General features: G+C 67.9%; 9 protein-coding genes. 7 read left to right on the top strand and 2 right to left on the bottom strand.

What is annotated here, in order from left to right; genetic code table 11:
* Nucleotides 1-29 precede the first annotated feature (29 nt).
* From ACIBH2_RS25255 to ACIBH2_RS25225, 7 genes are all read left to right on the top strand, one after another.
* Nucleotides 30-1,760, top strand: coding sequence for a hypothetical protein (locus ACIBH2_RS25255; RefSeq protein ID WP_397121695.1), 1,731 nt, complete (start codon nt 30-32; stop codon nt 1,758-1,760).
* Between the two features lie 3 nt (nt 1,761-1,763).
* The gene (locus tag ACIBH2_RS25250; RefSeq protein ID WP_397121693.1) at nt 1,764-2,546 is read left to right on the top strand and encodes an ESX secretion-associated protein EspG; all 783 of its coding nucleotides are present in this window, start codon (nt 1,764-1,766) and stop codon (nt 2,544-2,546) included.
* 16 nt (nt 2,547-2,562) lie between these two features.
* Entirely contained in the window at nt 2,563-2,904 is a 342-nt protein-coding gene (locus tag ACIBH2_RS25245; protein ID WP_397121691.1) for a hypothetical protein, read from the top strand.
* 36 nt (nt 2,905-2,940) lie between these two features.
* Complete coding sequence (locus tag ACIBH2_RS25240; RefSeq protein ID WP_397121689.1) at nt 2,941-3,249, top strand: YbaB/EbfC family nucleoid-associated protein; 309 nt, start codon at nt 2,941-2,943, stop codon at nt 3,247-3,249.
* A 132-nt stretch (nt 3,250-3,381) separates the two neighbouring features.
* Nucleotides 3,382-3,693, top strand: a complete 312-nt coding sequence (locus ACIBH2_RS25235) for a type VII secretion target (protein WP_397121687.1) — start codon at nt 3,382-3,384, stop codon at nt 3,691-3,693.
* A 17-nt stretch (nt 3,694-3,710) separates the two neighbouring features.
* The gene (locus ACIBH2_RS25230) at nt 3,711-4,982 is read left to right on the top strand and encodes a hypothetical protein (RefSeq protein ID WP_397121685.1); all 1,272 of its coding nucleotides are present in this window, start codon (nt 3,711-3,713) and stop codon (nt 4,980-4,982) included.
* A 39-nt stretch (nt 4,983-5,021) separates the two neighbouring features.
* On the top strand, nt 5,022-5,333 hold the full coding sequence (locus tag ACIBH2_RS25225; RefSeq protein WP_397121683.1) for a PE family protein: 312 nt from the start codon (nt 5,022-5,024) through the stop codon (nt 5,331-5,333).
* Nucleotides 5,334-5,375: 42 nt separating this feature from the next.
* On the opposite strand, the gene ACIBH2_RS25220 is transcribed toward ACIBH2_RS25225, so the two are convergent.
* Nucleotides 5,376-5,837 carry a hypothetical protein gene (locus ACIBH2_RS25220; RefSeq protein WP_397121681.1) on the bottom strand — a complete coding sequence of 154 codons (462 nt, stop codon included), beginning with the start codon at nt 5,835-5,837 and terminating at the stop codon, nt 5,376-5,378.
* A 31-nt stretch (nt 5,838-5,868) separates the two neighbouring features.
* Nucleotides 5,869-15,549, bottom strand: a complete 9,681-nt coding sequence (locus ACIBH2_RS25215; RefSeq protein WP_397121679.1) for a hypothetical protein — start codon at nt 15,547-15,549, stop codon at nt 5,869-5,871.
* Nucleotides 15,550-15,736: the final 187 nt, after the last annotated feature.

Here is a 15,736-nt window from a genome sequence, read left to right as displayed (position 1 = left end):
CTGGCCGATGATGAGGGTAGGAGCTGAACATGGCCGAACATGTGAACCCTTGGAAAGGTCTCAACCAACAGGCGCACGGCAATCAGCTCAATCTCGAGGTGGATTCGGCGATCGTGAAAGAGGCGGCCAACGCCGCCGCCGACGTGGTGCATTCCCTCGGTGTCGCCAAGAGCTACGTGCACAACCTGGGTAACCACACGTTCAGCAAGACCGGACACCTGGACTGGTTGCAGGCCCTGGGAAACCGTTTCAACGATCAGGGCGGCCGCCTCGGCAAGATCCTCGACCACTACATCGACATCGTCGAGGCGCTGGCCCACACCCTCATCGTCGCGGACAAGAACTACAAGCACAACGAGGACGACAGCAAGGCGACCTTCGATGGCATGAAGAAGGCCGCGCAGCATTCGGACCGCTCCGGCATCACGCCGATTCCGCACGACGACAAGACCAGCGCCCCCGTGTGGGACGAGCAGACCCTGAAGGACCACGACAAGACCCACCCGACGGGTGCCGGAAGCTTCCCCGAGGTGAAGGGGGAGACCTACAAGGATCCGCTCGACACCGACGAGCCGAGCTCCGCCGACGGCCCGTGGTTCGTCAAGGCGTACCACGATATGGATCCCGAGCGGCCGATCGATATCAGCAGCCTGTGGACCAAGATGGCCGAGTGGATCAATGACGACTTCAAGAAGCTGAACGGCAAACTGGAGACCATCCGCGCCAAGGGCCAGTGGAAGGGCCCCGGCTCGGAGGCGGCCGAGAAGGCCACCCTGAACCTGCGCAACCAGGCCAACGACTTCACCACCTCGCTGACGCAGATGGCCGAACTCCTGGGGTACGTGTCGGGTTGGATGAAGAAGACCCAGTGGCACCTGCCCACCTCGTGGCCCGCGGGCATCTCCGCCAAGGACGAGGAAGCCGCGCTCAAGAAGGCGCGTGACGCCTTCGATTTCTGGTACAACCCCGGAATCGTCAAGTCCAGCACCGCTATTCCCATTCTCGCCGACCCGACCGTGGTGAAGCCGCAGCTGGGTGAGAACGGCAACAACGGCAACAACGGCAATACCGGTGGCAACAACGGCGGCACCAACGGCAGCGGCAAGAGTCCGAGCGGCAGCAACCCGGGCGGAATGCCGAAGCAGCCCAGCATTCCCGGCGCGAAGGATTCGCAGACCCTGCCGTACCAGCTGCAGCCCAAGGACAACGACCCGCGAAATCCCAACCAGCAGAATCCGAATCAGCAGAACCCCAATCAGCAGAATTCGAATCAGAATGGGCTGCAAGGCTTGCAGAGCGCCTTGCAGCAGGGGTTGCAGAGCGCCCAGCAGGCCACGCAGCAGCTGCAGAACGATCCCTCGAAGACCGGCCCGAACCTGACACCGGCCGGGCTGCCCGGCGGCCTGAGCGATATCGCCAAGCAGCTCAAGGACACCGCGGCCAAGGGCGGCGGCGGAGGTGGTGGCGGTGGTGGCGGCGGACCCCAGGCGCCGACCGCCAATCTGTCGCAGGCCCGGCTGTTCCCGCGCGCCAACGCCGGTATCGAAGCGGCCGCCGCGGCCTCCGCGGGCCGCGCCGGAATGGCGTCCGGACCGGGAATGCCGATGGGTGGTATGCCCATGGGCGGTATGGGCGGCGGCGCGGGCGCGGGCCAGAACGGCAAGGAGCACAAGCGTCCCGACTATCTCGACTCCACCGAGTATCTGGAAGGTGCCATCGGCGATCCGCCGATCGTGGCCAAACCCGTGGTCGAGGGCTGATCGGTGCGACGGACCTGGAGCTTCAGCGATCTGGAGTTCATGGTGCTGTGGCAGGACCGATACCACGAGTTCCTGCCCCCGCCCCTGCTGTTCACCGGCCGCGCCAAACTGCGCAGCGAGCACCTGCGCTTGATGGCGGAGGCCCGCGAGGGCCTGCGCGATCTGGACCCGGATGTGCCCGACCTGCTAAACGCGGTGCGCACGGCCGATATTCGCATCGAGGTGCGCGGCTGGGACGGCCGCGATCCCCTCACCCCGGAGGCTCGTATCCGCGTGCTCGGCGCACGCCGCGGCGATATCGGATATCTGGTGACACAGCACCCCGGTGAAACCCATTTGCTGAGTTCGGGCTTCACGGTCGCGGAGTTTCCGGCACAGGAGTTGGCCGAGGAGGTGGTCGCGGCCCTGCCCGATACCGAAGCCGGACGCAGCCGCGACATCGTGCTCACCCAGCGCGAGAATGTCGAGGAGGTGGACTACAGCTTCGATCTGTCCCCGGCACACGAGCGGTACGAGGGCACGGTGGTCGACCGGGCCGCCGAATTCCTCGCCGCACCCGCGGCCAGTGTCGGCAGTATCGAAGTGATTCAGGGCCACTCCGTGTTCGGTCCGCGCGGTATCACCCATCATGAGGTGGAATGGCGTGATCTGGTCGACGACGGCCGCTATCTGGTCCTCGACGAGAATCCGCCGCTGGCCGTGGCCGCCGACCGCAGGCGGATGATCGCGGCCATCGACAGCCGAATCGCCGAAGTGATCTTCGCTCTCGACGATGAACGAGTATGAAAGAGGGTGCACGCCAATGGGATCCGATGCGGAACCGTTTCCGACGCAGTTCACCGTCAGTTCCCGTACCGGCGCCGTCGTACTGACCGCGACCGAACAGGGTCTGCCGGTGGCCATCGAGGTGGAGCGCTCCGAACTGCGGGACGACCCGGCGGGGCTGGCCCGCGAGATACTGCGCCTGTCCCATCAGATCGCCAACCGGGCCGGGATGGAGCGCCGGGCGCAGTTGCAGGCCGCGGGACTGGCCCCGGAACTGTTGGCGTTGACCGGATTGCCGACCACCGAGGAGGTCGCGCGGCAGGAGTACGTCGAGGAGCAGGAAGAGGACGAGCCGGACAGCTGGCTGCGTCCGATCTGAGGCCCGGGCGAATCGGGCCGGAAGGCGAGGGGACACATGATCGAATCGATGGACGAATTGGAGTCGCGCGTGCGACGCCAGGTCAATCGCATGCTGGATCTGACCGAGGCCATGGTGGCGGTCCGGGTGCGGGAGACCTCACCCGACGGGGCGGTCGCCGTCGAGGTGGACGGCAATGGCGCGCTGGTCGATCTCAGCCTGAGCCACGCCGTGACCCGGATGACGCCCGAGGATTTCGAACGCGTCCTGGTGGACACCTGCAATACCGCGGCGGCCCGGGCATTTTCGGAACGTTCGCGCTTGATCGTCGGTTTCAACGAGGAGGCCGCCGAACGATTCGGGTAGTGGTCGGCGTCGATCACCGTCCGTCTGCCGATTGTTAACCCTGGCCGTACGTAAATTCGTCGAAGTTTCCTCGATTAGCGAAACCTCGTCTCGTAGACTACATTTCGAGTGAAATGTCCTGATGGGAGCGTTATGAGCAACCTCATTGCAACACCCGATGCCATTCGTCGTTACGGGGACGCGTCCGCTGCCATGGCCGCCGCGGTGGCCAGCGCCGCCACAGTGGACCAAGCCGCCACCATCGCCGCCGTCGTGCCCGTCTTCGGATTGATCGGACAGGACTTCCTCGCCGCGTTCGCCTACGCGCAGGGCAACCATTTCGCCTCCGCCGCCGAACTCGCCGCGGTGCACGCCGGTACCGCCGTGACCGCGCACGAGGCCGCCGCGAGCTACGAGGCGCAGGAAGCCATCTCGGGCAACACCTTCACGAACCTGCAGCAGTGATGAACGCGGGCCCCGCGATGCCGGGACCGTTGGACCCCACGGTGCTGGAGGCGCTGCGCACCTCGGCGCTGGGTCCGATGCTCGACCGGCCGATCAATGACATCCTGCGCGATATGGGCATTCCGGCGCTGCCGCAGCTGCCCCCCGCGCCGCCACTGCCGGACCTGCCGCCGCTGCCGGTCATCGACCTGGCCGCGCTCGCCCGTCCGCTCACCGATATGGCCGCGGCGTTCGGCACCGGCCAGCTCGACACCGTCGGGCAGACCGCGCCGACGAATGGCGAAGGCGGGCAACCGGCCGCGGTGATCGACCCCGTGCAGGCTCTCAACGGCGTCGCGCAGGCGCTGCAGCAGGGCATGACACTGGCCACCACCATCATGCAGCTGGCGTCGAGCATGTGGCAGGGCGGCGGCGCGTCCTCGGCCGCGGAGAAGGGCACCGCAGCGGCGTCCGACGCGGGCAAGATCCAGGCGCAGAGCGCGCAGCAGAAGACGGTGCTGGGTGGCGCGGCCGTCACGGTCGGCACCGGTGCGGCGTCGATGGCGGGCATCATCGCCAAATTCGTCACCGGTATCACCGTGTCCGCACCGTTCCTGGTGACCCCGCCGGGACAGGTCTTCCTCATGACACTGGCCACCGAGACGGCCGCCGAAGCCACCGCGGTGGTCGCCAAGACTCGCGCGGAACTGGGCGTGCACAGCGTGTCCATGACCCAGGCCGGGGACAAGGTCGATGTCACCGACGCGCCCAAGGGCGTCGACGCGCTGAGCCAGGTCAGCCAGCTGCTCGGCATGATCCAGCCGCTGGTGAGCCTGGGCGGCACCGGTGTGCAGGCGGTGCAGCAGCACGTGCAGTCCATCAGCCAGCCGGGCACCCTGCAGCCGGAGGAGACCGACCAGAAGCTCAGCGATATCGCCGGTGCCGCACCGGGAGCCGTGGGCGGTGTGCCGATGGGCGGTGGCATGGGTGCGCCCGCGACCCCGTTGAGCCAGTGGAACGGCCGCACTGCGGGCGCGGTCGCGGCGGCACCCGCCGCGACGGGTGACGCGGTCACGCCGGTGGCCCGCAGTGGCAGCTCCGCGCTGCCCGGCGGCATGATTCCTCCGCCGATGGCCGGTGCGGGCATGGGGCACCGCGCCGGTGAGGACGAAACCGATGGCGGCGAGGTCCGTTCGCAGCTCGTCACGGGTGAGCACGGTGACGATGTCGTGGGCGAACTCGGCAATACGTCGCTGCCCGTGGTAGGCGGTGCGGGCACCCTGGCGCAGGGAACGCGCACGTCGGAATGACCGTGTAGGATTCGCTCGAAGGGAGGGATTATGTCCGAAATGAACTTGGGCAGTGTACGTTTCGACGCTGCCGAGGCCTTGGCCGCCGCAGCCGATCTGGAAGCGCTGGCCGACAGCTTGGCCGCCGCGCTGAGCGCCGAGACCCCGGCACTGTCGGTCCCCGCGGCGGGAGCCGACGAGGTATCGCTACGGGCCGCCGACACGCTCACCGCCGTGGGCGCGTCGTTCGTGAGCCAGGCCCCGGTCGGCGTCGACGAACTGCGCAAACTCGCCGCCGCCCTGCGCAATCAGGCGAGCAACTTCGCCCAGCACGAGACCGATACGGTCGTCGACTTCGTCTCGCTCACCTAGATCCGACAGGCTGTCCGCCCGGCTCCCGCCGGGCGGACTGGCTCAGGCCACGCGGTCGATTTCGGTCGGGAACGAGCTGGTGTCGGCCGGATCGGGGACGAAGGGCGGCGTCGTGCCGGACATGCTGAGGTAGCCGTTCACACTCTGGGTGAGGGTGAGACCGTACCCGTCCGACGTGCGCGCGTACCCGGTGCGCGGGCGCGCGTCACCGGCGGAGCGCGTCTCCCAGCCCTGCTCGCGCCACGCCCGCAGCACGAGGTCGAAGTACCGGTCGGAGCTGTCGGGGGTGGTGCCGAGCACCCAGTACCGGATATCGAGGAACTCCAACGGATTGTCGGGGTCGCTCTCGTCCCAGGGCAGGTTGACCCCGTGGTGGAAGGCCGCCTTGGGAAGGTCGGGATGCCGCAGCGCCAAGGCGAGTTCGGACGGCAGGGCCCGCAGGATCTCGGTGAAGTGCCGCAGCAGTTGCTCGCGAGCAGCTGCCTGAGTGGTCGCCGTTGGCATACCGTCCTCATTTCCTCGAGTCGATGGTTGCTCAGCGGAGCAGGTGCCGGTACCCGGCGATGATCAGCCCCAGGCTCCGATACGACCGGGTATGGGAGCCGAAGTAGTTCGTGGCCAGGTGGTCGTCCGGGTTCCAGCCCAGCCGGGTGCGGCTGGGGGTGGAGTCGGACTCGAAAACCGTAGCGCCAAACGCCGGATCGGTCGGTGTGGGTCCCTGGGTGGGCGGCATCAGCAGCACGGAGTCGTACTCGGCCATGGTCGCGAAGACGTGATCGCGCAGGTCGGCGGGGTCGACACCGGTCAGCCGCAGTTCGTCCACACTCGGGACGCCAGCACCGAGCGCGCCGATGAACACCAGGGCATCGGTATCGAGCGCATGCCCGTGCCCGGCCGCGTGGCCACCGGTGACCCCGCCGTAGGAGTGCGCGATGGTCGTGATGTTCACGCGCTCACCCTGATTGGTGACGCGCAGACCCTCGTGGAACTCCCGGACCTTCTGCGCGCCCTCTTCGGCCCGCTGCGACGAGATGCCCGCCACCAGGGAATCCGGGTTGTCGTAGGCCCCGAACAGCAGGACCGACGTCTCCTTGGTCGGATCGATGGCCAACGCGGCCTGCCGCAGCTGTTGTAGCGTCTGCACGGCGTAGCCGACGCCGCTGCGTCGCCGGAAAGCGCCCGCCAGCGCGATCGCCACATTGTCGGCGGCATCCGGATCGCCGAGAGCATAGACGTAGCGCAGCTTCTCGTCGAGATACGACAGCAGATGCGGCGGCAGCCCTTCCTGCGTCGAGTCGAGCAGACTCAGCATGTCGTCGATCTGCTTCAGGCGCTCCTCGTTCTGCTCCCGCTGCGCTTGTTCCCGCAAGTCGGCGAGGGTCAGTCGGTTGTAGTGGTCGCGGTCGACCTGCGGGATACCGTCGCGGCTTCCGAGGTACGGATCGGCGCGATGCAGGGCGTCCTTCTCGTCGTCGGTGAGCCGCGACCAGTGCTCGCGCAGCGCGCGCGGATCGGTCGGGAGCCCGATATCGGGCACGGGCGGGTTCTCCGTGGACATCTCCATATCGGGCGGCCAGCTGAACCAGCGCGCACCGGATTCCGGATCCTCGACAAGATTGCCGGTCTCGATCCGCGCGGGATCGCCGCCGCGTGCGACGTAGTCGGCGATCTGCTTGCGGAATTTCTGGTAGGCCTTCAGCACGCCGATGTGGAAGGTGTGCAGCGGCGACAGAAAATCGAGTGCGGCCGCGGCCTTGGCCTCGAGCCGAACCTGGTCGACGAATTCCCGGTCGGAGTCGGGCAGTTCGGTATCGCGACGGCCGACGTCGGCCAACAGTTCGTCGACTCGGGCACGTGCGGGACCGGTCAGCCGATCGGCGATGAGGTCGCGGCGGGTGTGCGCACCCGGTGTGTCCTCGCGTACCCCGAGGCGCTCGACGAGGGCCAGCGCTTCGCGCCGCAGCGCGTCGTACTCGGCCCTGGCCTCGGGATCGGACTGCCGCGCCTGCGGCGCGAGTTGTTCCAATCGCTCTGCCAGAGAACGCAATTGCTTGATCCGGCCGAGATCGTGCGGGGTCGGCTGGGCGTCGGGATCGGTATCGCCCGGCCGGAGCACGCTCTCGTCCGGCAGGCGCTCCTGATCGATTCGGCGGGCGAGATCGGCGTCGTAGCGAGACAGCAGCCGTTCCGCGGTCGGCGCGTAGTCGGGATCGTGCAGCCCCACCTGTTCCATCAGGTCGTGCAGATCGCTGCGCAGGAGCGGAAGTTGCTTCAGCCGCACCTTGTCCCGGCTGATGATGATGTCGTCGATCTGGGCGTGCAGCACCCGCATTTCGGCGTAGCGACCCCCGAGATGGCTGGTGAGCCGCGACGGCCGATCGTCGTCCGGATCGGTCAGCACGTTCGGATCCTGAGCCAGGGTGATCTCGGCAAGCTCGTGGGCGAGCGCGCGGACGATGTCCTGATCGCGGGCCCGCGGCGAGACGTTCACGTCGTAGGTCTTGTGGCCGGAATCGTCTGTGCGCGAAGTGAAGTCGGCAACGGCATTGTTCGTGGTCGGTCCGACATTCACGGTGACGGTGATGGTGTTGCCGTCCCGTCGCAGTGTGAACTCGTTCGTGTCGTCGTGCCAGGTGACGTCCTCGGAGGTGAGGAGGCCGAGGTTGTTCTCGATGTGGCCGAGTACGTCGTCACGCGTCAGATCCGGGGTGCCCTCCGGCCGTGCGTCGCCGCGGAATTCGCCGACCGGGCTCGCCGTCCCGCGCTCGGGCGAATTCGGGTCGGGCGCAGTCGGATTCGAGGTATCCGCATTCTGATCGCCGACGTCCGATCGGCTGAGAAGGTGGCCGTGACCGGTGAGGATGAGCCCCAGGCTGCGGTAGGACGGATGGCTGGAGCTGAAATAGTTCGGCGCCAGGTGATCGTCCGGATTCCACCCCAGTCGGGTCGGGCTGGCAGTGGTGTCGGACTCGAAAACCGTTGCGCCGAACGCGGGATCGTCCGGCGCGGGGCCGTGCGTCGGCGGCATCAGTCGGATCGAATCGTGGTCGGCCATGGTCGCGAACACATGCGCGTGGGTGTCGGCGGGATCGACACAGGTCAGCCGCAGGTCGGCCACACTGTCGACGCCGGTGCCCCAGCTGCCGATGAACACCAGCGCGTCGGTATCGAGCGCATGCCCGTGCCCGGCTGCGTGGCCGCCGGTTACTCCGCCGTAGGAGTGCGCGATGGTCGTGATGTTCACGCGCTCACCCTGATTGGTGACGCGCAGGCCCTCGTGGAACTCCCGGACCTTCTGCGCACCGTCCTCCGCGCCGCGCGAGGAAATGGTCGCGACGAGCGAGTCCGGATTGTTGTAGGCGCCGAACAGCAGCGTCGACGTCTCCTTGGTCGGGTCGATCGCCAAGGCGGTCTGCCGCAGCTGTTGCAGGGTCTGCACGGCGTAGCCGACGCCGCTGCGGCGCCGGAAAGCGCCCGCCAGCGCGATCGCCACATTGTCGGCCTTATCCGGATCGCCGAGAGCGTAGATGTACTGGAGCTTCTCGTCGAGGTAGGAGAGCAGGTGTGGCGGCAGCCCTTCCTGGGTGGAGTCGAGGAACTTCCGCATATCGTCGATCTGGCTCAGGCGCGCCTCGGCCTGTTTCAGGCGGTCGCCGTCCTCGTTCAGGCGAGCCTCGTCGTACTCCCGCTGTGCCTGTTCCCGCAGCGCGGCGAGGGTCAGCCGGTTGTAGTGGTCGCGGTCGACATGCGGTATGCCATCACGGTTTCCGAGGTACGGATCCTCGCGGTAGAGGGCGTCCTTCTCCGCGTCGGTCAGACTCGACCACCGTTCGTGCAGCTGCTCCGGATCGACCGGGAGCCCGATATCCGCGACCGGGGTGGGCGGGGCCGGTTCCATATTCGGCGGCCAACTGTGCCAGCGCGCACCCGAATCCGCGTCCTGGACGATGTTGTCGGTGGTGTTGTGCGCCGCGGCCTGGGTGCGGAAGGCCTGATGCGCCTTCAGCACACCGATATGGAAGGTCTGCGACAGGAAGTCGACCGCGTTGGCGGCGCGATCCTCCAGCCGGACCTGCTCGACGAACTCCCGGTCGGCGTCGGGCAGCGCGAAGTCGGGTCGACCGACGTCGGCGAGCAAGTCGTCGACCTGCCTGCGCGCCTGATCGGTCAGCCGCTCGGCGATGATGCCACGGCGCGCGTTCGCCCCCGGAGTGGCCTCCCGCAAGCCTAGGCGCTCGACCAGTGCCAGCGCTTCACGGCGCAGGCCGTCGTGCTCGGTTTCGCGTGCCTCCGGTGAGAGTTGGGCCGACTGTTCGGCCAGCGATCGCAACTGCCGAATACGACCGAGATCGTGCGGGGTCGGCTGCGCGTCGGGATCGAACGCGCCGGGGCGCAGGACGCCCTCGACCGGCATGCGCAGCTGTTCGACGCGGCGTGCGAGATCCGAATCGTACTGGGACAGAATCCGTTCGGCGGTGGGCGCGTGCTGTGGATCGCGCAACCCGACCTGTTCGATCAAATCGTTCAGATCCAGGCGCAGTCCCGGAAGTTCCAGTGCCCGTTGGCGATCCCGACTGGCGACGATGTCGTCGATCTGCGCGATGAGGACCCGCATCTCCGCGTACCGACCCCCGAGATGACTGGTGAGTCGGGACGGCCGATCATCGACGGGGTCGGTCAACACCTCCGGATTCTGCGCCAGTGATATCTCGGCCAGCTCGTGCGCGAGCGCCCGGACGACGTCCTGGTCGCGAGCGCGTGGCGAGACATTCACGTCGTAACCGGTGATGCGGCCGGAATCGTCTGTGCGCGCGGTGAAGTCGGCGACGGCGTTGTCGGTCGTCGGACCGACGTCGACGGTGATGGTGAGGGTGCGGCCGTCATCGAGGGTCAGCTCGAACTGGTTCGTGCCGTCGTTCCACCGCATGGCCTCGGGTGTGAGGAGTCCGAGGTTGTTCTCCAGCCGATCGAGCACCTCGTCGCGCGTGAGGTCCGCACTGTCCTCCGGCCGGGCGTCCCCGCGGAATTCGCCGACCGGGCTGGCGGTGCCGTGCTCGGGCAGGTTGTTCGAATCGGTGGTATCGGGCTCGGGGTCTCGCGCGTTCCGGAGATTGTCCAGGGTGCTCAGGATGTCCGCCGGATCGGTGCCCGCGCGCACCTCGCGCCTGATGGTCGCCAGCTGATGTTCCGGCGACCCGGGGGGTGTCGGCGGCTGCTCGGGGTCGGCATTGTCGACCCACTGGCGGTAACCAGCGTGGTCGAAGTCGGGGTGTGCGCCGAGTTCGTCGGCGAGTTCGCGCAGCCGGGCGATATCGGCCTCGTTGTCCGGCGTGGCCACGCGGTCCAGATCGGCGCCGACATGCCAGGGCGTCATCTCCCGGTCGATATCGCGCAGGCTCCGGTCGGCCCACATGACCACCGGCTCCTCGTTCGGCCGGAAGTGCACCAGCGGTTCGTTGTCGCTGTTCGGATCCAGATCCAGCTGATGGGAATTGATGATCTTCTCGAAATTGTGGGTGCGCTGGTACTGCTCCTCCGGATCCCAGTACACGTGCGGGCCGTGCTGGATACCCGCATCGAGTTCGGCCAGCTCGCGCTCGACCCGCGCGAGTTCCTCAGGGCTGAGCGGACTTCCGTCGGCGTGGCGAATATTGAACAGGTCGTGGTCGCCCGTGACGGGCTTCCATTCGTCGCCGACCCGGCCTTCCAGGACGCCATCGCGGCGCAACCGGAACTCGCCGTTGATGACGAGTTCGTTCATCTTCGCGAGGTATTTCGCGTAATCGCGCTCCCGGGCGGTCAACCGCTCTTCGAGCTTCTTCTGACCCTCCGGCGGCAGGCTCGCCGTGTCGGGAAGGCTGAGGGCCCCGGGCGGGAAGCGGCCGACGAGACCCTTGTTCTTCGGATGTGCGCCGAGCTCGACATCCTCCGCGCTGATCGTCTTGTCCTTGATGGACATGGGTTTGGGCATCGCGCCGTCGCGCAGCGGCTGCACGGCGTCCGGGTTGGTGGGCCGGACATCGATGATCAGGTCGTTGCGGTCGGCGAAGTCCTGGATCTTGCGCTGGTTCTCCACCGGAATGCCGTGGACAGACTCGATCTCCTGCGGGCTGGCCTGCACCGGAGGCTCGTGCACGATGACCATGCGGTACTCGGGCAGCGGCGGAATGATCTCCGCCATGCGCGCGGCATTGGGGTTGTTCGTATTCGCCGCGTCGATGCTGTAGTCGTAATCGGTATTGCCCGGCGGCGGGAATTCGGTGTGCTCCGCGATGCGGAACGGGACCGGACGGTTGCCGTAGAGGTCCTGGATCGCCTGCCACAGGGTCTCGCCGTCGATATGGCCGCGGTCGCCGCGCTCGCCGCCTTCCTCCTCCGGCTTCATATCCCATTGCAGTTCGATGCGGCCGCCCGGCGCGAGGGTCCGCGCCAGTTCGGCGGCGATCGCGGCGTAGGCCTCGGCGGGCAGCTTGGCGCTGACATTGTTGATGTAGATCCGCGCCACGTCGCCGAGAATGTGGCCATTGCCCAGCAGGTCGCCGAAGACCATGACGGTGCCGGGCTGGGTGAGCGGTCCGGGATCGTTGATGCCGAGAATGCGGCGGCGCTGCGCACCGACCACCTTGTCGGAGGCCAGTTCGGTCTTGATGATCAAACCGCCGCCGGACTTGTCGGCGTCCGGGGTCATCTCGACGGCGAAGGCGCTGCGGCCCACCCCGACGTCGATGGTGTGCCCGCCCCGGGCCGCCGCCGGAACCGCTGGTCGCGGCTGGTGCGCGATGGCCTCGTTGTCGGGGCCGAAGACGTTCTGCGCCAAGGGAAGTCGATGCTGCGGCCGAGGGCGCGACAGGATCTCGACACTGGATCGCCCATCCACCGGATCGTGCACGACCACGGTGTATTCGATATCGAGGCCGTTCGCGGTGGCGGCGCGATTGGCGCGATCCACCTCGTGCAGGAAATCGCTGAGCGTGGTGGTGTCGCCGTCGACCGTGAGCTCGCCGGTGGTGTGGTCGATGACGCCGGAGATCCGATTCCGCCCGTCGTCGAGCCCGTTCGCCGCGTCCTGCATACGGGTGAGCGCATCCGGGCCGAGGGCGTCGCGGAAGGCATCGGGCATCGAGTTCCAGAATTGGTCGATGGCGCTGCGCACCGCGGCGACGCGTTCGGGGCCGGTCAGATTGGGGTCGTTGATGGCCTGGTTGACCGGGTCGAGCGCGTCGAGCATGGCGTCGTTGTCGACGGTCCGGCGCGCGGCCTTGGCCTCCGGGCCCTCGAAGAGTGGATCGAAGACACGGCGGGCGAGCTCCTCGCGCAGGCGGCCGTCGAGGGCCCGGCGCTCGGCGCGCACCAGGTCGTCGACGAAGTCGCCGCGCAACTGCTGTTGGAGGCGGTCCAGATGCGCGTCGGCCTTGGCGTCGTAATCGCGCCCATCGGTGTCCGGGTTGGGGGACGGGCGCAGGTCGAGCAGCCCCCGCTGTTCGAGCTCGAGTCGGTGTGCCAGTGTCGGATCATGTTCGGCGAGTAGCCGTTTCACCGTATTGGCATGGTCGGGATCGTTGAAGCCGAGTTGGTGGAGCAGATCGTCGAGGTCGTGGCGCAGCCTCGGAAGGGTCTTGGCGCGAGCGGGATCGAACGCCGCCTGATCGATTTGCGAAGTGAGAACACGCACCTCGGCGAAGCGGCCGCCGAGGTTCGTCGTCATCTGCGATGGGCGGTCCGCATCGGGATCCACCCGGACCAGCAGATCCTGCATGAGCCGCAGCTCGGCGAGTTCGTGCGCGACGGCCCGGACGAGATCCTCATTGCGGGCGCGCGGCGAGACATGAACGTCGTAACCGCCTGGGCGCGAGGTGAACTCGGCCACCGTCCCATCGGAGACCGGGCCCACCTTGACAGTGACGGTGCGGCCGTTGGGCAGGATGAACTGGTGCGTGTCGCGGTTGTAACGCACATCCGCGGGGGTGATCAGCTGGAGGTTGCCGTCGATCGCGTTCTGCAGGAAATCCGGCTGATCGCTCTCGGGGTCCTGGGTGAGCGAGGGCTGGTTCTGCGGGCGGGCGTCACCGCGGAAGTCGCCGACATCCCTGGCATTGCCGCGATCGCGCCGGGTGCCGCCGCGGGTGGGGTCGGTGCCGGTGGGGGAGGGGAGCACCGGTGCGATGCCGACGATCGGCGTCGCGTCGGGGGTGGGTGTGCTCTGCTGCTCGGAGGTGGAGTCGGTGTCCGGGCCGGGTGCGGGGGTGCCCGTCGGTGCGGCCTGCACCGGGCTCACGGGGCCCGGGACTGTGTTCGGATCGCTGGGGACCGAGGCGATTCCAGTGTCCGGCGTGCCGATGGGCGATTGCTGGGGGCCGGAGCTGAAGGACAGCCCGCCGTCGGGCGCGCCGGTCTGGGACGGACCCGTCGCCTTGGGATCGGCGGCCGTCGAGTTCGGTGTGGTGCCGCCCGCTGCGGGTGTCGACTGCGCAGTGGTCGGGGAGGTGCCGGGCTGGGCCGGGTTCGTCGAGGACGTGGGTTGCACGGGACTCGAGGTCGGCGAAGTCGGCGACGAGGTCGGCTGGCCCAGAGTAGCGGTCGAGCTCGGTGCGGCGGTCGGGGCGGCCGGTGCTCCTGGCGTCGTGCCCGCCGCGGGGGCGGTGCCCATCGGCGCGCCGACCGGGCCGGTGCCGCTCGTCGACGGATTGCCGTTCGGGCCGCCGCTCGAATTCGTATCGCCCACAGCGGTATTCGTGTCGGCCGCGGGGGAGCTCGGATCGCTCGAGGTGGAGCTGTCCTGGGCCTTCGACGATCCGTCGCTCGACGAGTCGCGCGAACCGCCATCGCCTGCGGCGCTCTCGCTCCGGTCGTCCGATCGAGACGATGGACCCTCCGAGATGTCGGAGGAGGTAGTGGACGAGGGCGATCCGGAGTTCGAGGACCGCGACGACGACTCCGACTGCCCGTCGCCATCGACGTCCGCGTCGGGCGCCGCATTCTGCCGATTCGACTGGATGCCGCCGCCTCCGCCATTGGCGGACTGGGTTTCGCGCTCGCTCTCGGCGGGCGGCGCCGAATTCTGGGAGGAGGTCTCCGGGGTCGTGCCGCTCGAGGGCCGAAGCGACGGTCCGCCGTCTTGGCCATTGTTCGACGGGGAGTCGCCGCCGGTCGTGTCGTCGCCGGTCGAATCGTCCTGTCCGGTCGAGTCCGATTCCGATTCCGAATCCGATTCGGGCCCGCCCTGCGGTGAGGGCGTCGCACCGTCGACATTGCCCATCGGACCGGCATAGTCGGACTCGCCGCCAGCACCGTAGATGGCGCTCGGCCCGGCGCCGGAGAACGCGCCGCCGGTGAGCGAGCGCGGGTCGAAGTCCCAATTGCCGGTGATCGCGCCCTGTCCGAGCCAGGCCGCGCCCGCACCGCCCGCCCCCGCCAGCGCACCGGTGAGCGCGCCGTTGAACGCGCCCTTCCAACCGCCCATATCGGTGGGCAGGAATTTCCCGGCGCCCGCGCCGACGAGGCCGCCGCCCGCGCCCGCGATGGCCGAGATTCCGGCATTGATGCCGACCTTGCCCCAGTCGTACCCGTCGACGTGGCCGTTCTGGTTCTGGATGAACTGGACGAGCAGTTCCTGCGAGGTGCCCTGCACCGTCTCGACGGCGGCCTCCTGCAGCACCTCGTAGACCACCTTGGCCATGAAGCGTTCGAAGACCTCTTCACCGATCTCGCGGCCCAGCAGGCTGGCGATGCGGCTGCCGAAGCGAATTCCGAGCTGCCGGAACGCGACTCGTGCCATCCCGAAGATGGTGCCGTGCAGCGCCGGGGCGAACGGCCCGGCCATGGAGGCCCAGACCAGCTCGGCGATCAGCCACGCGCCCGCGATATAGAAGTTGAGTTTGGCCGACTCCAGCTCGTCGCCCATGCTGTCGGCGGCCTTTGCCAGCGAGCGGTAATTGTCGGCAAGGCTCTTCAGCGACCCGTTCTTGGGGTCGCCGCCCTTCCCGTCGCGCAGGGGTGTGAGCCAGGAGAACATGGCGTCGCCGCCGACGCCCTCGGGGTATTTGGAGTTGATATCGCTGATGAGCTGGTCGAGATCGTCGAGCAGATTGTCGACGTCACCCGCGAGGGCCTCGAGGTCCTTGCCCATCTGCCACATGCGGTCTTCGTTGCCATGCGGCCAGTCGGCGCCGACCAGCCACTCCAGCCACTCCAACCAGGACGGGAATTCCAGTGCCACAGCAGGTCTCAGTCAGATCCGTCGAATCCCTTGCAGCCCTGGGTCAGTGGTCGCGGGGCGTCGATCGCCGATGGGGCGCACGGCAATCGGTGGGCGATGCGCTGCTCATCTGTTCCATGAGGCTTCCCCGCTCTTCTCCGTGCCGCCGACGGCCAGCTGACCGGCTCGGATTCCGATCTTGGCGAGA

Source organism: Nocardia sp. NPDC050406 (assembly GCF_044459025.1).
Lineage (GTDB): Bacteria > Actinomycetota > Actinomycetes > Mycobacteriales > Mycobacteriaceae > Nocardia.
The sequence above is the reverse complement of the archived record's forward strand: the minus strand, read 5'-3'. Positions and strand labels throughout refer to the sequence as shown.

Coding starts and splice junctions, on each gene's coding strand:
- ACIBH2_RS25255 (WP_397121695.1), top strand. CDS start 30: ATGGCCGAACATGTGAACCCTTGGAAAGGTCTCAACCAACAGGCGCAC.
- ACIBH2_RS25225 (WP_397121683.1), top strand. CDS start 5,022: ATGAACTTGGGCAGTGTACGTTTCGACGCTGCCGAGGCCTTGGCCGCC.
- ACIBH2_RS25230 (WP_397121685.1), top strand. CDS start 3,711: ATGCCGGGACCGTTGGACCCCACGGTGCTGGAGGCGCTGCGCACCTCG.
- ACIBH2_RS25220 (WP_397121681.1), bottom strand. CDS start 5,837: ATGCCAACGGCGACCACTCAGGCAGCTGCTCGCGAGCAACTGCTGCGG.
- ACIBH2_RS25245 (WP_397121691.1), top strand. CDS start 2,563: ATGGGATCCGATGCGGAACCGTTTCCGACGCAGTTCACCGTCAGTTCC.
- ACIBH2_RS25240 (WP_397121689.1), top strand. CDS start 2,941: ATGATCGAATCGATGGACGAATTGGAGTCGCGCGTGCGACGCCAGGTC.
- ACIBH2_RS25235 (WP_397121687.1), top strand. CDS start 3,382: ATGAGCAACCTCATTGCAACACCCGATGCCATTCGTCGTTACGGGGAC.